Genomic DNA, 18,002 nt, shown 5'->3' on the forward strand with positions numbered 1-18,002 from the left:
CTGAATGGAAACAATCCTCATCGCAGGCGGCGTCGCGCTCGTCGTGCTGCTGGTCCTGCTGATCGCCGTGAGCCGGCTCTACCGCAAGGTCGACCAGGGCAAGGCGCTGATCGTCTCCAAGGCACGCAACGTGCACGTCACGTTCACCGGCGCCGTCGTGCTGCCGGTGCTGCACCGGGCCGAGGTCATGGACATCTCGGTGAAGACGATCGAGATCGCCCGCACCGGCCAGGAAGGGCTGATTTGCCAGGACAACATCCGCGCCGACATCCGGATCACGTTCTTCGTGCGGGTCAACAAGACCAGCGAGGACGTCATCAAGGTGGCGCAGGCGATCGGCACCGCGCGCGCCAGTGACCAGCACACCCTGCAGGAGCTGTTCAACGCCAAGTTCTCCGAGGCGCTCAAGACCGTCGGCAAGCACCTCGACTTCGTCGACCTGTACACCAAGCGCAACGAGTTCCGCGACCGCATCCTCGCCGTCATCGGCACCGACCTCAACGGCTACAGCCTCGAGGACGCGGCGATCGACTACCTCGAGCAGACCCCGCTCGAGCGGCTGGACTCCAACAACATCCTCGACGCGCAGGGCATCCGCAAGATCACCGAGCTGACGGCGATCGAGCACGTGCGGACCAACGAGTTCCAGCGCAACGAGGAGAAGGAGATCACCAAGCAGAACGTGGACGCCCGCGAGGCGATCCTCGAGCTGGAACGCCGCCAGGCCGACGCGGAGAACCGCCAGCGCCGCGAGATCGAGACCATGAAGGCCCGCGAGGAGGCCGAGACCGCCAAGGTCCAGGCCGAGGAGCGTCTCAAGGCGCAGGCCGCGATGCTGCGCACCGACGAGCAGCTCGGCATCCAGGACCAGAACCGGGCCCGCGAGATCGCCGTCGCCGAGAAGAACCGCGAGCGGGTCATCGCGATCGAGTCCGAGCGCATCGAGAAGGACCGCATGCTCGAGGTCGTGGCGCGCGAGCGGGAGATCGCGCTCGCCAACGCGGCCAAGGAGAAGGAGGTCGAGGTCGAGCGCCGCGCCGTCGCCGAGGTCGTGCGCGAGCGGGTCGCCGTCGACAAGACCGTCGCCGAGCAGGAGGAGAACATCAAGCGCCTCCGCGCGGTCGAGGAGGCCGAGCGGCTGCGGCAGGCCACGATCATCGCCGCCGAGGCCGAGGCGCAGGAGCACCTGGTCAAGGACATCAAGGCCGCCGAGGCGGCCGAGGCCGCGGCCAAGCACAAGGCCCGCGAGGAGCTCACGCTCGCCGAGGCGCGCCAGCAGACCGCGGACCTCGAGGCCCGCGCCAAGATCCGCCTCGCGGAGGGCATCCAGGCCGAGACGGCCGCGAAGGGCCTCGCCGAGGTGCAGGTGCGCGAGCGCAACGCCGAGGTCATCGAGAAGGAAGGCCGCGCCGAGGCGGTCGTCGAGCGCGAGAAGGGCCTCGCCACCGCGGAAGCCGTCGAGAAGCGCGGCGTCGCGGAGGCCACTGTGGAGCGGGAGAAGGCCATGGCGGGCGCCGACGCGCTGCGCGAGAAGCTGAAGGGCGAGGCAGAGGGCCTCACCGAGAAGGCCGCGGCCATGGCCGCGCTGGACGACGCGACCCGCGAGCACGAGGAGTTCCGCCTCCGGCTGGAGATGGAGAAGGACCTGCGGATGGCGGGCATCCAGGCGCAGCGCGAGGTCGCCGAGTCGCAGGCCATGGTGCTCTCCGCCGGGCTGGAGAAGGCCGACATCGACATCGTCGGCGGCGACAGCGTGTTCTTCGACAAGCTGATGGGCTCGATCACCCTCGGCAAGAGCGTCGACGGGTTCGTCAACGGCTCCGACGTCGCCCAGAAGCTGGCAGGCCCGTGGCTGAACGGCACCGCCAGCTTCGCCGACGACCTCAAGGAGATCCTCGGCGCGCTGGGCAGCGACGACGTCAAGAACCTGTCGATCTCGGCCGCGCTGATGAAGATGATGAAGGACGGTGGCCCGCAGGCCTCGCGCATCCAGGAGCTGCTGAGCGGCGCCGCGATGACACAGGCGCCGGTCGAGCGGGTGCCTGAGATCGCCCCGCAGCCGTGACGCAGACCGTCGAAGCGCCCGCCCCGGCACAGGACGGGCTGGACGCCCGTACCTACGAGGTGCTGCGGCAGCGGCTCGCCGAGCAAGCAGGAGAGCTTGCTCGGCGGGCCGAGGCCCTCAACACCCGCCGCCTCGAAGTGTTCGGCAGCACCGAACTGCGGCTCGTCGGCGGCGAGCGGATCCGCACCGAGCACAACTGCGTGCCGCGCGACATCGTGTCCATCCCGGACGGCGACGGCGGCGCGAGCGGGCTGATGCTGTTCGGCTACAACGTGTTCATCGGCCTCAAGCCGGAGACCACGGTGCGGGACGTGTTCTCGCTGCACCGCTTCACCCGCGACGGCGACGCGTTCCGGTTCGAGGACGCGCCTGCCGAACGGCCCGAGCTGCTGGGCGACGAGCGGTTCCGCCGCGACTTCACCGAGCTGTACAAGTACTACCGGGAGACGCGGCTGCTGCAGCTGCGGCCGATCGAGGGCAAGCTGCTCGCGATCTTCCAGACCGGCCCGCGCACCGAGGACATCAAGGTCCTGCGGTGGCTGGTCGGCGCGGACGGCACGCTGTCCTACGTGGACAACGCGGGCGAGCGGGACCACGTGTTCCCGTCCTCGCACGACTTCGAGTGGACCGAGACCAGCCGCGACGACCACGTGCTGGGCCGCCACCCGCACATCTCGATCGAGAACGAGCTGTTCATCGAGACGGTCAACGGCGACCTCACCATCAAGGTCGAGAACAACACCGAGGTCGGCGAGGGCATCTACAGCGAGCCGGTGGACGAGCCGCTGCAGAGCCTCGCGGACGCGGACGTGCGGTACGCCCGCATCGGTCCGCTGATCCTGCTGCGGATCCTGCCGTACAACGAGAAGGTCCACCGCTACCTGGTGTTCAACACGCGCACCAAGACGGTGGTGCGGCTCGACGGGATCGGTCAGGCGTGCCAGCGGCTGCCGGAGGACCAGGGCATCATCTTCCCCGGCGGCTACTACCTCGCCACCGGCGTGTCCCGCACGTTCGAGAACACCGAGACCGACGACCTGGAGTTCGAGCGGGTCATCCGGTCGCCCAACGGCGAGGACGTGCTGTACGCCTTCCACGCCCGCCGCGAGGGCCGCACGCTGCTGCTGCCCTACAACGTGATCCGCAAGGAGGTCGCGAACCCGCTGCCGTGCCACGGCTACTCGCTGTTCGAGGACGGCACGCTGGTCGCGTTCCGCGCCACGTCGGAAGAACCGACGCGGGTGCACCCCATGCAGGTGTGGCAGACGCCGTTCGTGTCCGACTCCTACGCGGCGGCGCAGCCGGTCGGCACCGGGCCGCTGGAGCGGGTCGGCAACGCGGACCTGGTGCGCGGCATCTCCGACTGCCTCTCGGTCACCCGGATGATCGACGAGATGGGCCCGTCGACCGCCATGTTCGAGGGGCTCATCGCGGCGTGCGCGCGGGCCTTCGACAGCTACCACTGGCTCGGTGAGCAGGAGCTGGGCGACCTGCGCGGCGCGCTCACCGACGTGCGGGCGACCGCCGAGCAGGTGCTGGCCGAGTTCGAGAACGTCCAGTCGCTGACCGACACGGCCGCGGCCGAACTCGGCAAGGCCGGTGACGAGATCGCGTCGCTCGTGCGGCGGGTCCGGGGCGAGGCGCCGAAGTCGGCCGACGAGTGGGTCGGGCAGCTGGCGTCGCTGCGCCGCGCGCAGGGCCGGCTCGTGACGTTGCGCGAGCTGCGGTACGTCGACACCGGGCGGATCGACGAGCTGGCCGCCACGCTGGAGTCCGAACTGGACAGCGCGGCCAAGCGGGCGGTCGACTTCCTGCGCGGCGAGGACGCCTTCACCTCCTACCACGAGAAGGTCGAGGCGCTGGTCGCCGACGCGGCCGCGATCACGACCGTCGCCGAGGCGGGCCCGGTCGTCGAGCGGCTGACCGAGCAGGCCGCCGGGCTGGAGATCGTCACCGAGGTCGTCGGCTCGCTCGACATCGCCGACGCGACCGTGCGCACCCAGATCCTGGAGCGGATCGGCGAGGTGCTCGGCGGCGTCAACCGCGCTCGGGCCACGGTGGACGGACGGCGCCGGGAACTGCTCGCGACCGAGGGCCGGGCCGCGTTCGCCGCCGAGTTCGCGCTGCTCGGCCAGTCGATCACGGGTGCGCTCGCGGTCGCCGACACCCCGCAGCGCTGCGACGAACAGCTCGGCAGGCTGCTGCTGCAGCTCGAGAACCTCGAGTCGCGGTTCAGCGAGTTCGACGACTTCCTCGCCGAGCTGACCGCCAAGCGCACCGACGTCTACGAGGCGTTCTCGTCCCGCAAGCAGGCGCTCGTCGACGAGCAGTCCCGCCGCGCCGACCGCCTCGTCGACTCCGCGGAACGCGTGCTGACCAGCATCAACCGCCGCGTCGCCACGCTGTCCAGCCTGGACGAGATCAACACGTACTTCGCGTCCGACCCGATGGTCGCGAAGGTCCGCTCGGTCGCGGCGGAGCTGCGGGAGCTGGACGACGCGGTCCGCGCCGAGGAACTGGACGGCCGCCTGAAGGCCGCCCGGCAGGAGGCGGGCCGGTCGCTGCGGGACCGCGCCGACCTGTTCGGCGACGGCGGCGAGACCGTGCGGCTCGGCAGGCACCGGTTCGCGGTGAACACGCAGGCCATCGACCTGACGCTGGTGCCCAAGGACGGCGGCATGTCGCTCGCCGTCACCGGCACCGACTTCCGCACCCCGGTCCGCGACCCCGCGTTCCTCGAGACCAAGCCGTTCTGGGACCAGCTGCTGGTGTCGGAGTCGGCGGACGTCTACCGCGCCGAGTACCTGGCGGCGACCGTGCTGGAAGCCGGCGTGCCCGACGACGCCGACCTGCTCGCGCTGGTGCGCACGGCGGCCGAGTCCCGCTACGACGAGGGCTACGAGCGCGGCGTGCACGACCACGACGCGGCCGCGATCCTCGAGGTGCTGGTCCGCCTGCGGGCCGGTGCCGGGCTGCTGCGGTACCCGCCCGCCGCCCGCGCGCTGGCCCAGCTGTTCTGGGCGTTCGGCGCACCCGAGGACGAGCGCAAGGCGTGGACGACGCGGGCGGCGTCGCTCGCGCGAGCCCGTGCCGCGTTCGGCCCGGTCGCCGCGATCGCGGCGCTCTGCGCCGAGTTCGCGACCGCCATGGCGGAGTTCCCGCTGGCCGACGGCGACACCGGGCTGGCCGCCGAGTACCTGTTCGAGGAGCTGGGCTCGACCCCGGCCGGGTTCGTGACCAGCGCGGGCGCGCGCACGATCGTGGAGAGGTTCCGCCGCGAACTGGGCGGCCGGCGCGAGTTCGACGACGACCTGCGTGCCCTCGGCGAGGACGTGGCGGCCCGCCACCAGCTGGCGACCGCGTGGCTGACCGCGTTCGTGTCCACATCGGACGAGCTGCCCGCCGAGGAACTGCCGGAGGCGGTGGCGCTGCTGCTGTGCGACCTGCCGCGGCACGACTCGTCGGCGGCGGTGTCGGCCACGGTGGAGGGTCTGCTGGGCGCGCACCCGCGCGTGACCGACCGCACGCTGACGCTGCGGCTGGACGAGACGCTGGCCAGGACCCGCCGGTTCCGGCTGGCACGCGTGCCCGCGTTCCGCGCGTACCAGAAGCAGCGCAACGAACTGCTCGACCGCGAACGCGCCCGGCTGCGGCTGGACGAGTTCAAGCCGAAGGTGATGAGCGCGTTCGTGCGCAACCGGCTGCTGGACGAGGTGTACCTGCCGCTGATCGGCGACAACCTCGCCAAGCAGCTGGGCGCGACCGGCGACGGCAAGCGCACCGACCAGATGGGCCTGCTGCTGCTCATCTCCCCGCCCGGCTACGGCAAGACGACGCTGATGGAGTACGTCGCGAACCGGCTGGGCCTGGTGTTCGTCAAGGTCAACGGCCCGGCGCTGGGCCACGACGTGACGTCGCTGGACCCGGCGGACGCGCCCAACGCGACCGCGCGGCAGGAGGTCGAGAAGATCTCCTTCGCGCTGGAGCTGGGCAACAACGCGCTGCTGTACCTGGACGACATCCAGCACACCAACCCGGAGCTGCTGCAGAAGTTCATCTCGCTCTGCGACGCGCAGCGCCGGATGGAGGGCGTGTGGGACGGCCGAACCAGGACGTACGACCTGCGCGGCAAGCGGTTCGCGGTGTGCATGGCGGGCAACCCGTACACCGAGCAGGGCAAGCGGTTCCGGATCCCGGACATGCTGGCGAACCGCGCGGACGTGTGGAACCTCGGTGACGTGTTGTCCGGCCGCGAGGACCTGTTCGCGCTCAGCTACATCGAGAACTCGCTGACGTCCAACCAGGTGCTGGCGCCACTGTCCACCCGCGAGCGTGGCGACGTCGAGCAGCTCGTCCGCCTCGCCCGCGGCGAGGAGGTCCGGTCCGACGCGCTGTCGCACCCGTACTCGGCGGTGGAGCTGGACCAGATCACGTCCGTGCTGCGGAAGCTGTTGCGCGTGCAGGAGGTCGTGCTCAAGAACAACCAGGCGTACATCGCGTCGGCGGCGCAGGCCGAGTCGTCGCGGGTGGAGCCGCCGTTCCAGCTGCAGGGCTCGTACCGCAACATGAACAAGCTGGCGGAACGCATCGTCCCGGTGATGAACGACGCCGAACTCGAGACCCTGATCGACGACCACTACCTCGGCGAGGCGCAGACCCTCACCGCGGGCGCGGAGGCCAACCTGCTGAAGCTCGCCGAGCTGCGCGGCCGTCTGACGCCGGAGCAGGCGACGCGCTGGGCCGAGGTGAAGGCCGCGTTCCTGCGCGACAAGGCCCTGGGCGGCGCGGAGGACGACCCGATGGTGCGTGCGGTCGGCGCGGTGGGCCTGCTGGCCGATCGCGTGGCGGCGGTGGAGTCGGCGATCACCCGAGCCGCGGAACGGCGTGGCTGACTTCCTCATGCCGGCCGAGGACGTGTTCCCGGCGGCGTGGTGACCGGCGGGGTCGAACGCGGTGCGGTGACCGCGGGCGACCCCGTCGATCGCACTGTCCGCGCTGGACCGGGCACTGGCCGGGGCGGACCCCGGCCAGTGCCGCCGGTACCGGGCTGTCAGCGCACGAACACCGGATCCGACGTGGCAGGCCGGAACAGGTCGGGCCGCCCGGCGAAGTACGCGCGCCAGTGCCCCTTCCTCGGCTGGTCGACGGTCGCCGTGAACAGGTACCCGCCGGTGCCGTCCCACTCGGCGTCGTCGTCGGTGGCCACCGTGGTCCACGTGCGGCTGCCCGCGCGCTGGAACTGGATCTCCACCTCGACCGGCCACGGCGTGGTGTACCCGAACTCCATGTGGCCCTGCGCGACGACGTCCCCGGCCGCGTCCCGTGCCGCGGTGAAGTCGGTGAACGACGCGGGCTCCCACACGACGATGTCCGCCTCGGCGACGGCCCGTCCGACGAACGGGTCGTCCGACGGGTAGCCGACGCGGAAGTGCCCGGTGCTCCACGGCGTCATGACCACGGAGTAGCGGCCTTCCGCGTCCGTGATCGGGTACTCGAAGGTGTTGCAGTACCCGAGCGAGTCGGAGCAGTGCAGCACCCCGATCTGCTTGCCGGCGAGCGGCTGCCACCCGTTGTCCGGCGACAGCCACGTGAGCTGCCCGGACACGGTCACCGGCGCGCCCTGGTCCACCTCGGTGGCCGACAGCCGCAGGCTGATCCGCGACTCGGCCGGGACGACCTCGACCGGCGTGGGCTCGGAGTTGGCGCGCATGTAGTAGCCCTCCGCGCCGAACACGGCGTACACGTCGCCCGGGCCCGCCATCACCAGCGTCGCCGCGAAGGTGCCGTCGGCCGCCGTCGTCACCGTCGCGGGCTGGCCCTCGGCCGCGATGCTGCTGACGTCCACGGCACCGCCGGGGACCGGCACGACCTCCCGGTTGTCGGGCCGCGTCCCGGTCAGCGTGCCGCTCACCGTCACCTCGCGATCGGTGTAGGTCACGGCGGGCGGGTCGATCCGCAGCGGGCTGAACGTCGTCCGGACCGCGTAGGTGAGCGTGCCGCGGCTGGGCCCGCTGGCGACGTTGCCGTCGGCGTCGGTCACGTCGACGACCACGTCGTAGTAGTCGAACTCGGCGAGCTGCACCGGCTGCGGGGTGCGCCACACCCCGTCCTGGACGGTGCCCGACACGAGCACGAAGTCGTCGACGACGGCGATGTCCTGGTCGACGCCGTACTTCCGGATGTGTGCGCGGAGCGCGGTGACGCCCGCCTCCGCCCGCGCCGCGACCTCGAGCGTGCCGAGGTCGTCCTCGACGCTGTGCGCCCAGTTCACCACCGGCGGCGTGGCCGCGCTCGCGGTGAGCGGTGGCGTCGCCGCGAGCGCGGCGAGTACGCCGGCCGCGGCGACGACGAGCCGTGAAGTTCTTCGCATGTCTCTCCCCAGAGTCACCGGGCCCTGGTCCGGACCCGTGCACCCGGGACATCGCGACGCGCCCGTGCGATGTTCCCGAACAGGGGTGAAACTGCGTGAAGAACTGCCGGTCAGACCTTGTCGAGGGCCTGCGCGAAGTCGGCCAGCAGGTCCTCCTCGTCCTCGATGCCCACCGACAGGCGGATGAGGTCGTCGGTGATGCCCGCGGTCGCCCGGTCCTCCGGTGACATCCCCGCGTGCGACGTCACGGCGGGCCGGGTGATCAGCGTCTCCACCCCGCCGAGGCTCGGCGCCACCGCGGGCAGCGTCAGCGCCGCCAGGAACTCCTCCGCCGCGGCGACCCCGCCGGCGAGCCGGAAGCTCAGCATCCCGCCGAACCCGCTCAGCAGCTCACGCGCGTGCCCGTGGTCGGGGTGCGACGCCAGCCCCGGGTAGTTCACCGCGGCGATCTTCGGCGACTCCGCCAGGAACGTCGCGAGCGCCAGCGCGTTCGCGTTCTGCTGCCGCACGCGCACCCCGAGCGTCTTCAGGCTGCGTGCCAGCAGGTAGCCGGCGTGCGGGTCGAGGCTGCCGCCGTACAGGTTCTGCGTGTGCCGCACCTTCTCGACCAGCTCCGCCGAGCCCGCGACCGAGCCGGCGACCAGGTCCGAGTGGCCGTTCAGGTACTTCGTCGCGCTGTTGAACACCAGGTCGAAGCCCGCCACGACCGGCCGGAAGTTCACCGGGGACGCGAACGTGTTGTCGACCACGCTGACGATCCCGTGCGCACGCGCGAAGTCGACGACCTCCCGCAGCCGCCCGACCCGCATCAGCGGGTTCGTGATGGTCTCCACCAGCACGGCCTTCGTGTTGTCCCGCACCTCCCACGACGACGGGTCGTGCGGGTCGATGACGCTGTACTCCCAGCCGAGCCGCTCGGCGTGCCCGGTGACGAAGTCGTGGGTGCCGCCGTACAGCACGTCACCGACCAGCAGGTGGTCGCCCGCGCCCAGCAGCGTGTGCAGGATCGTCGTCACCGCGGCCATGCCCGACGACGTGGCCACCGCCGCCTCCGCGCCCTCCAGCGCGGCCAGCTTGCCGTGCAGGTACTTCTGCGACGGCGTCGAGTTCAGCCGGTGGTACTTGATGTCGTGGTAGGACTCGCCCGGCTCGCTGGTGAACACCGTGCCCTGGAAGATCGGGAACACGACCGAGCCTTCCGGACCCGGCACCAGCTCGCCCCCGTGGACCGCGAGTGTGTCGAAACGCATGTGAAGAACCTCCTCCTAGCGGGCGGCCACCCAGCCACGGTCGAGCCTACGTCGAGCCTCGAGCGGTTTCCCGCCCGCTGACGACCCCTTGACAGAACGGGCTGACGTCCGGTCGAGGCGGGCTCGACGTTTCCCGGTCACCGGGCGGACCGGACCTACCGTCAGCGGTGGCATTTCGCGGGCCCCGAAAGGAAATCCCCTTATGGCGCAGACAGAACTACTCGAGGCGTACCGGGTGATGCGCACGATCCGCGCGTTCGAGGAGCGGGTGCACGAGGAGCTGCCGAACGGGGGGATCCCGGGCGCGGTGCACCTGTACGCGGGCCAGGAGGCCGTCGCCGCAGGCGTCTGTGCCGCGCTGCGCGAGTCCGACTACATCGCGTCCACGCACCGCGGGCACGGCCACGCGATCGCGAAGGGCTGCGACATCACCGCGATGATGCTCGAGCTGTACGGCAAGGCGGGCGGCCTGTGCGGCGGCAAGGGCGGCTCGATGCACATCGCCGATTTCGAGAAGGGCATGCTCGGCGCCAACGGCGTGGCGGCCGGGGGCGCGCCGCTGGCGTGCGGGTCCGCGCTGTCGGCGAAGGTGCTGGGCAGGGACCGGGTGTCGGTCGCGTTCGTCGGTGACGGCGCCGCCAACCAGGGGTCGTTCGCGGAGAGCCTCACGCTCGCGTCGGTGTGGACGCTGCCGGTCGTGTTCGTGGTGGAGGACAACTTCTACGCGCAGGCCACCGGCACCCGCTACCACCTGAAGGGCCTCGACGTCGCCCGCCGTGCGGAGGCGTACGGCATCCCCGCGGTGACCGTCGACGGCACCGACTGGTTCGCCGTGCACGCGGCCGCGTCGGAGGCCGTCGACAGGGCGCGCTCCGGTGGCGGCCCGTCGCTCATCGAGTGCAAGGCAGGCCGGTTCTTCGGCCACATGGAGGGCTTCGACCAGCAGGGCTACCGCGGCGAGGGCGAGGTCGAGCGGCTGCGGGCCGAGCAGGACCCGCTGACGATCTTCACGGCCAAGGCGGGGCTGGCCGGGGCCGCGCTGTCCGAAGTGGACGTGACGGTGGACGCGGCGGTCGAGCTGGCGGTCGCCACCGCCAAGGCCGCGCCGGAGCCGGACCTGTCCGAGCTGCTGACCGACGTCTACGTGTCGTACTGAGAGGGAAGCGATGACCGAGACACCGCGCGTGCTCTCCTACCTGGAGGCACTGAACGAGGCGCTCGCGCTGGAGATGGCCGCCGACCCGTCGGTGGTCGTGTTCGGCGAGGACAACATCGGCGGCACGGGCTGCGACGGCACGCTCGGCCACGCGTGGGGCCCGACCCGCGGCCTGCACAACCGGTTCCCGAACCAGATCTTCGACGCGCCGATCACCGAGGCCGCGTTCGTGGGCGCCGCGGTCGGCGCGGCCGCGACAGGGCTGCGGCCGGTGGCTGACCTGCTGTTCGTGGACTTCGCGGGGGTGTGCTTCGACCAGATCCTCAACCAGGCCGCCAAGTTGCGGTACATGGTCGGCGGCAAGGCGTCCGTGCCGCTCGTGATCCGGGCGATGTGGGGCACCGGCATGCGGCGTGCCGCGCAGCACTCGCAGGCGCTGTACTCGCTGTTCACGCACATCCCGGGCCTGAAGGTGGTCGCGCCGTCGAACCCGGTGGACGCCAAGGGCCTGATGGCGTCGGCGATCCAGGACGACGACCCGGTGATCTTCTTCGAGCACAAGCTGCTCTACTTCGGCAGCCGCGGCGTGGTGCCGGAGGAGCGCTACACGGTGCCGCTCGGCGTCGCGAGCGTCGTGCGCGAAGGCGACGACGTGACCATCGTCGCGATCGGACGGATGGTCCACGAGGCGACGAAGGCCGCGGCCACGCTCGCCGAGGAGGGCGTGTCGGCCGAGGTCATCGACCCGCGCACGCTGTCGCCGTTCGACTTCGACACCGTGTACGCGAGCGTGGAGAAGACGTCGCGGCTGGTCGTGGTCGACGAGTCCAACCCGCGCTGCTCCATCGCCACCGACATCGCGGGCACGGTGGCGGAGCACCGTTTCTCGTCGCTGTCCTCGGCCGTGCGGACCGTCACCGGCCCGCACGCGCCCGTGCCGTTCGCGGCGTCGCTGGAGGACGCGTTCCCGCCCGACGCCGCCAAGATCGTCGACGCCGTCCGTTCCACCCTCCCGAGTTCCGTCACCAGCAAGGCATCCTGAGGAGTTGACCATGTCGGAGAACCCCAACGTCCAGCTGATGGAGAAGGTGTACGCCGCCTTCGGCGTCGGCGACGTCGAGACCGCGGGCACGTACTGGCACGAGGACTCGGTGCACCACTACCCGGGCCGCAACCCGCTGTCCGGTGAGCACGTCGGCATCGCGGACTCGACCGCGTTCGCGAACAAGATGTGGGAGCTGACCAACGGCAACCTCCGCATGGAGGTCAAGGAGATCGGCGGCAGCGACAACTACGCGTTCGCCGTGCTCGAGACCCACTACGAGCGCAAGGGCCTCGTGCTGGAGATGCCGTTCATCAACGTCGCGCTGATCGTCGACGGCAAGATCAAGGAGTTCTGGACCTACCCGAACGACGTGTACGCCCTCGACGAGTTCTGGAACGCCTGATGAAGATCATCGCTGTTGGCGGGAGCGTCACCGGTCTGGCGGCCGCGGCCGCGCTGTCGGACCGCGGGCACGAGGTGCTGGTGCTGGAGCGGGAGGCCGCAGAGCCACCGTCCACGTTGGCGGCGGCGGCGGGCGGCTGGCCGCGTCCGACGGTGCCGCAGGCCGCGCATTCGCACGCGTTCGGTTCACGCGGCACGAACCTGTTGAAGGAGCGGCTGCCGGACGTGTACTCCGCGCTGGTCGAGGCGGGCGCGGGCGAGGTGAACCTGGCGGACTTCACGCCGCCGACACTGGGCCAGGTCGAGCGCGTCCCGTCGGACGACCTGCTGAACATGCTGACCGTGCGCCGGTCGACGTTCGAGTGGGTGCTGCGGTCCCGGGCACTGGCGCGGCAGGGTGTTTCGCTGCGCACGGGCGCGACGGTCCGGGGTCTGGTGACCGACGGGGACCGCGTGACGGGGGTGCGGCTGTCGGACGGCACGGAGCTGTCCGCCGACCTCGTGCTGGACGCGAGCGGTCGCAAGACGTCGTCCGCGAAGTGGCTGGCGGAGGCGGGGCTGCCGGTGCCGGAGGCGCAGAGCGAGAGCTGCCGGATCACCTACTACACCCGGTACTACCGGCGTTTGACGCCCGCCCCGCCGGGCCCGTTGAACCGCGGCTTCGGCGCGGGCGGCATGTGGGACAGCTACACGGCCGTCCTGTTCCTGGGCGAAGGCGACACGTTCTCCATCTCCGTGGGCGTCCTCCCGGACGACAAGCCGATGAAGGCGCTGCGCGAGGAGGCCGCGTTCACGGCGGCGATCCGCGCGACGCCGCTGCTCGCCGGCTGGGTCGCGCCGGGCAACTCGGAGCCGATCTCGCCGGTGTACGCGATGGGCGGGCTGGACAACAGCTCCCGCTTCGTCGACCCCGGCGCCGAGCGGCTGACCGTCGGCTTCTACGCGCTGGGCGACGCGGTGTGCACGACGAACCCGGCGAACGGGCGCGGTGTGTCGCTGGCGCTGGCGCACGTGTACGAGCTGGCGGACCTGCTTGACGTTCACCCGGCCGTGGACCGCGCACAGGCGGCCCGCTTCGCCGGTGCCACGAAGGCGCTGCTGGCCCCGTTCCTCGGCGAGGCGATCGCGAACGACCGCGGGCGCGCCGGCCTGTGGGAGGCGGTGGCGGCCGGCCAGCGGCCGCAGATGCCCCCGCCGGGCGTGGTGCACTTCGGGGCGGCCGTGGCGGCGTCGCTGAAGGACGTCGAGGTGTGGCGGCGCGTCGCGCACGTGATGATGTCGCTGACCTCGCCCGCCGAGCTGTACGCGAACGAGGAGATGGCGCGGCGCATCGGCGCGGCGATGGCGGGCGGTCCGCCGCCGCAGTTGCCGGGCGCGTCACGGGCGGAACTGACCGCGGCGCTGGCGGCGGCAGTGGCGGAGCCGAAGGCGGCGTGAACGTGCGGCAGCGCGCGGCCCGGTGCACGCCCGCGTGGGTGGCCGGTCGCGCAGTGTCTGGCCGCCTGTCCTGAACGGCGCGTTCAGGTCACCCAGCGACCTGAACGCGCCTTTCCGGACACCGCACGAACCGGCGGGACGTCGTCGGCCCGCTGGGTTCCGGCGGGACCGGCGAGGCGTCGCGGGAACGCGAGGCCACCCGCGGCCCCGTACCCCCAGGACGCCGTCACACCACGAGAACCCACGAGGCGGCCCACAGACCAGGGGCACGACCGTCATCGGCCCGGCGACCCCGAGCCACAGCGCCGGAGCACAACACCGGCCGGACCGCGGCAAACCGCTCGCGCGCGCGATGCGGCCCCCACCCTGTCCCGGGGGCCACCCGCCATGCCAGCTTACCGGGCAGGGGTGACAGTCACGGGGTTTCGGGCCGTGGCTGTGGACAACCGAGTCGGCTGTGGACAAACACGAAACGTGGACCCGCCGCGACAAGCTCGCGCGCGCGTCGCAGGCCCCACCCTGTCCCGGGGGCCACCCGCCTTGCCAGTTTACCGGGTGGGGGTGACAGTCCGGGGGTTTCAGGCGGCGGCTGTGGATAACCGAGGCGGTTGTGGACAACTGGAGGGCGACATGCGGTTGACGGTGTTCGGCGCGACCGGGGGTACCGGGCGGTCGGTGATCAGGCAGGCGCTCGACGCCGGTGACAAGGTGACCGTGCTCGCGCGCAGGCCCGAGGCGCTCGCCGAGTTCGGGGACGAGATCACCGTCGTCGGTGGGGACGTGCTCGACCTCGGGGACGTCACCGCCGCGGTGGACGGGGCGGAGGTCGTGATCTCCGCGCTCGGCATCGGCATGCACCGGCACGCCACCACCGTCTACTCGCAGGGCACGGCCAACATCGTCGCCGCGATGCGGGACGCACGGGTCGTGCGGTTGCTCGTCGTCTCGACGTCGTCGTTGGAGTTGCCGCGCCGCCTGGCCGAGCGGGCCGTCGCGGCGGTGCTGCACCGGATCCTCGCCAAGCCCTACGCCGACATGGCGCTGATGGAGGCCGCGGTCCGGGCCAGCGACCTCGACTGGACCCTCGTCCGCGCCGCCCGCCTCACCAACGGCGCCGTCACCGGCCGGTACCGGACGGCCGTCGACGACAAGCTGCGCGGCTGCTGGTCGATCTCCCGTGCCGACGTCGCCCACTTCTGCCTCACCCACGCCGCGGACGCCGACACGTTCCGGCACACCGTCGAGGTGGCGTACTGACATGACCACGCTCACCGCGCCCCGCACCGCGCCGCCCGCCGTCGCCGTGCTCGGGTTGTTCCTCGTCAGCCTCGTCCTCGGGGTCGCGTTCACCGGCAGCGTGTACTCGTCGCCGTTCGTCGACGACGGGGAGATCGCCCGCTACTACACCGGCAACGCGGGCGCCCTGCGCTGGATCGCGTTCGCCCAGTTCCTGTCGGCGCTCGCGCTGCTGGTGTTCACCGCGACCGTCGCCGAGCGGGTGGCGAACGCCCGGATCGCCGCGGCGGGCGGGTACCTCGCCGCCGGGCTGCTCGCCGTCAACGCGCTCACCCAGTGGGTGCTCACCTTCGACGGCGTCATCGCCTCGCCCGAGACGCGCCGCGGGTTCCACCTGCTGTTCTTCGGCCTCGGCGGGTCGGGCACGTGGCCGCCGCCGGTGTGCTGGTCGCCGGGCTCTGCATGACCGGTGCGCTGCCCAAGGTGCTGCGGCAGATCGGGTGGGTCCTCGCGGCGATCTCGCTGCTGTCGCTGTTCACGTTCGTCACGGAGGCGGCGACGCTGCTGATCCCGATCGGCCGGTTCCCGGCGCTCGTCTGGCTCGTCGCCGTGGGCTACGCACTACGGTGAGGAGCATGCAGTTCGGCTTCTCGTTGCTCCCGACCGCGGACCTCCGGGCGCACCTCGCGCTCGTCGACGCCGCGGAGGAGCACGGCCTGGACCTCGTCGGCGTGCAGGACCACCCGTACGCGCCGCCGCTGGTCGAGACGTTCGCGCTGATCGCGACACTGCTGGCGCGCACGGAACGCCTCCGGTTCTTCCCGGACGTCGCCGCGCTCCCGCTCCGCCCCGCGGCCATGCTCGCGCAGACCGCCGCCACCCTCGACGTGCTGTCCGGTGGCCGGTTCGAGCTGGGCCTGGGCGCGGGCGGCAACTGGCACGGCATCGAGTCGATGGGCGTGCCCCGGCTGTCCGGCCGCGAGGCGCTGGTCGCGCTGGCGGAGGCCATCGCCGTGCTCCGCGCGCTGTGGACCCCGGGCAACGCCACCGCGGGCGGTGCGCACCACTCGGTCCGGGATGTCCACACCGGACCGCACCCGGCCCACCCGATCCGGATCTGGGTCGGCTCGCAGGGCCCGCGCAGCTTCGCGCTGACCGGCCGCCTCGCCGACGGCTGGGCCGCGCCCATCCCGTCCTACCTGCCGTACGAGACGTGGGCCGCCGCCAACGAGACCATCTCGAGGGCCGCCACCGAAGCCGGCCGCGACCCCGCGGACGTGCTGCGCATGGCCCAGCTCGTCGGCACGATCACCGACAAACCCGGCGACGCCGAGGCACGCGCGGGTTCCGCCCCGGTCCGCGGCACGGCCGACCAGTGGGCGGCGCTCATCGCGCGGCTCGCGACCGAGCAACCGTTCCGCTGTTTCGTCTTCTGGCCCGAGCAGGGCACCGTCGACCAGGTCGAGCGCTTCGCACGAGACGTCGTGCCCGCCGCACGGGCACTCGTGTGACGAACGCGGTCGGCCCGCTCGGACCGACCGCGTCCATCAACCGATCAGGTGAACGGATTCGACCGGAAATCCGTCGCGCAGATATCCGCGGTCCCGCACTACTCGTCGTGCTGGCCGCTACCACCCGTTCGGCCGGTCAAGGCGGTCACGGCACCGATCCCTGACCGGTTCTTGAGTCGCTCTCGACCCGTGCCTTGACCCTGGCATCAGTACCGACGGGAAAGGGAGCGCGATGACCGCGACGTTCAACCGACAGACCCCGGGCACGGTGGGGGTCGTTGGGCTGGGGTACACCGGACTGCCGCTGGCCCTCTCGCTGGCCGGGTCCGGGTTGCTGACCATCGGCCTCGACATCGACCGGGACAAGATCTCCGCGTTGCGAGCCGGGCGGTCCTACCTGCCTGACATCGCCGACGACGAGCTGGCCGCCACCGCCGAGTGGTTCGAGCCCACGGCCGACCCGGCGCGGCTCGCCGGGCTCGACGCGTACGTCATCTGCGTGCCGACGCCGACCGCGCGCGACGGAGTCGCCGATCTGTCCTATGTGGACGCGGCGGTGGACGTGGTGGCGCCGCTCGTCCGCGCCGGGGCGCTGGTGGTCCTGCAGTCGACCGTGCCGCCGGGCACCACCGCGAAGCTGGCCGATCGGCTGGCGCGCGGCAGCGGGCTCGTCGCGGGCGTGGACTTCCACGTCGCCATGGCGCCCGAGCGCATCGACCCCGCCTCCGCGGGCGGCGGTGGCTGGACCGTCCGGAACACGCCCAAGCTCGTCGGTGGGCTCACGCCCGAGTGCACGCGGCTCGCCGCGTGGCTGATGGCACGCGTCACCAGCACCGTCGTGCCGGTCAGCAGACCGGAGGTGGCCGAGATCGCGAAGGTCTTCGAGAACACGTTCCGCCTGGTCAACATCGCCCTCTCCTACGAGCTCTCCGAGCTGTGCGACGCGCTCGGGCTCGCTCCGCGCGAGGTCATCGACGCGGCCGCCACCAAGCCGTACGGCTTCCTGCCGCACTACCCGGGCCCCGGCGTGGGCGGCGAGTGCATCCCCGTCGACCCGCGGTTCCTCACCGCGCTGGGGCAGGAGCACGGCAGGCCGATGCGGCTGGTCGAGCTGGCGCACCAGCACGTCAGCGCCCGCCCGGCCGTCGTGGTGGACCGGCTGGCGGACCTGCTCAAGGACGCCGACTCCGACCTGTCGGGTGCACGGGTGCTCGTCGCCGGTGTCGCCTACAAGCCGGGTGTCGCCGACACGCGCAACTCGCCCGGCGTCGACGTCATCCGCGAGCTGCGCGACCGGGCCGCCAAGCCGAGCTACGCCGACCCGCTGGTCACCGACCTGGTCGTGGACGGGGAGGCCGTGGAGCGCATCGACTGGCACGGCGACCACGTGTCCGAGTTCGACTGCGTGGTCCTCGTGACCCCGCACGCCGAGCTGATGGGGCAGCCGCTGTGGGACGCGGCGCCGCTCGTGCTCGACACCTGGCACCTGCTCCCCGCCGGCAACGGCGTCCACCACCTGTAGAGGGGACG

The 18,002-nt window shown here is 71.8% G+C and carries 13 protein-coding genes; 11 read left to right on the forward strand and 2 right to left on the reverse strand.

Features of this window, described 5'->3' with window-relative positions:
* Positions 1–4 precede the first annotated feature (4 nt).
* Both ACYQ77_RS00540 and ACYQ77_RS00545 read left to right on the forward strand, forming a co-directional pair.
* On the forward strand, positions 5–2,065 hold the full coding sequence (locus ACYQ77_RS00540; RefSeq protein ID WP_459706296.1) for a flotillin family protein: 2,061 nt from the start codon (positions 5–7) through the stop codon (positions 2,063–2,065).
* On the forward strand, positions 2,062–6,957 hold the full coding sequence (locus tag ACYQ77_RS00545) for a DNA repair ATPase (protein ID WP_459706298.1): 4,896 nt from the start codon (positions 2,062–2,064) through the stop codon (positions 6,955–6,957). Before ACYQ77_RS00540 ends, ACYQ77_RS00545 begins: the two co-directional genes overlap by 4 nt.
* Before the next feature lie 158 nt (positions 6,958–7,115).
* On the opposite strand, the gene ACYQ77_RS00550 is transcribed toward ACYQ77_RS00545, so the two are convergent.
* Together ACYQ77_RS00550 and ACYQ77_RS00555 are read right to left on the reverse strand one after the other, a co-directional pair.
* On the reverse strand, positions 7,116–8,435 hold the full coding sequence (locus tag ACYQ77_RS00550) for a hypothetical protein (RefSeq protein WP_459706300.1): 1,320 nt from the start codon (positions 8,433–8,435) through the stop codon (positions 7,116–7,118).
* A 110-nt stretch (positions 8,436–8,545) separates the two neighbouring features.
* Positions 8,546–9,685 (reverse strand): trans-sulfuration enzyme family protein, encoded by a 1,140-nt coding sequence (locus ACYQ77_RS00555; protein ID WP_459706302.1) that lies wholly within the window; start codon positions 9,683–9,685, stop codon positions 8,546–8,548.
* A gap of 202 nt (positions 9,686–9,887) precedes the next feature.
* On the opposite strand from ACYQ77_RS00555, the gene ACYQ77_RS00560 reads away from it, so the two are divergent.
* The 9 genes from ACYQ77_RS00560 to ACYQ77_RS00600 all read left to right on the forward strand — a co-directional run bounded on the left by ACYQ77_RS00560 (position 9,888) and on the right by ACYQ77_RS00600 (position 17,994).
* Positions 9,888–10,841 carry a thiamine pyrophosphate-dependent dehydrogenase E1 component subunit alpha gene (locus ACYQ77_RS00560; RefSeq protein ID WP_459706304.1) on the forward strand — a complete coding sequence of 318 codons (954 nt, stop codon included), beginning with the start codon at positions 9,888–9,890 and terminating at the stop codon, positions 10,839–10,841.
* 10 nt (positions 10,842–10,851) lie between these two features.
* Positions 10,852–11,883, forward strand: coding sequence for an alpha-ketoacid dehydrogenase subunit beta (locus tag ACYQ77_RS00565; protein WP_459706306.1), 1,032 nt, complete (start codon positions 10,852–10,854; stop codon positions 11,881–11,883).
* Positions 11,884–11,893: 10 nt separating this feature from the next.
* Positions 11,894–12,289, forward strand: coding sequence for a nuclear transport factor 2 family protein (locus ACYQ77_RS00570; protein WP_459706308.1), 396 nt, complete (start codon positions 11,894–11,896; stop codon positions 12,287–12,289).
* Complete coding sequence (locus tag ACYQ77_RS00575; protein ID WP_459706310.1) at positions 12,289–13,725, forward strand: FAD-dependent oxidoreductase; 1,437 nt, start codon at positions 12,289–12,291, stop codon at positions 13,723–13,725. Before ACYQ77_RS00570 ends, ACYQ77_RS00575 begins: the two co-directional genes overlap by 1 nt.
* A 630-nt stretch (positions 13,726–14,355) precedes the next feature.
* Positions 14,356–14,982, forward strand: a complete 627-nt coding sequence (locus ACYQ77_RS00580; protein WP_459706312.1) for an NAD(P)-dependent oxidoreductase — start codon at positions 14,356–14,358, stop codon at positions 14,980–14,982.
* A 1-nt stretch (position 14,983) separates the two neighbouring features.
* A complete protein-coding gene (locus ACYQ77_RS00585; RefSeq protein WP_459706314.1) occupies positions 14,984–15,427 on the forward strand; it encodes a hypothetical protein in 444 nt (147 codons plus the stop codon).
* Complete coding sequence (locus tag ACYQ77_RS00590) at positions 15,388–15,591, forward strand: hypothetical protein (RefSeq protein WP_459706316.1); 204 nt, start codon at positions 15,388–15,390, stop codon at positions 15,589–15,591. The genes ACYQ77_RS00585 and ACYQ77_RS00590 overlap by 40 nt, the downstream gene beginning before the upstream one ends.
* Positions 15,592–15,596: 5 nt before the next feature.
* Positions 15,597–16,472 carry an LLM class flavin-dependent oxidoreductase gene (locus ACYQ77_RS00595; RefSeq protein ID WP_459706318.1) on the forward strand — a complete coding sequence of 292 codons (876 nt, stop codon included), beginning with the start codon at positions 15,597–15,599 and terminating at the stop codon, positions 16,470–16,472.
* 232 nt (positions 16,473–16,704) lie between these two features.
* On the forward strand, positions 16,705–17,994 hold the full coding sequence (locus ACYQ77_RS00600) for a nucleotide sugar dehydrogenase (protein WP_459706320.1): 1,290 nt from the start codon (positions 16,705–16,707) through the stop codon (positions 17,992–17,994).
* The last annotated feature ends 8 nt before the right edge of the window (positions 17,995–18,002 follow it).

It is taken from the genome of Actinophytocola sp. KF-1 (assembly GCF_054661535.1).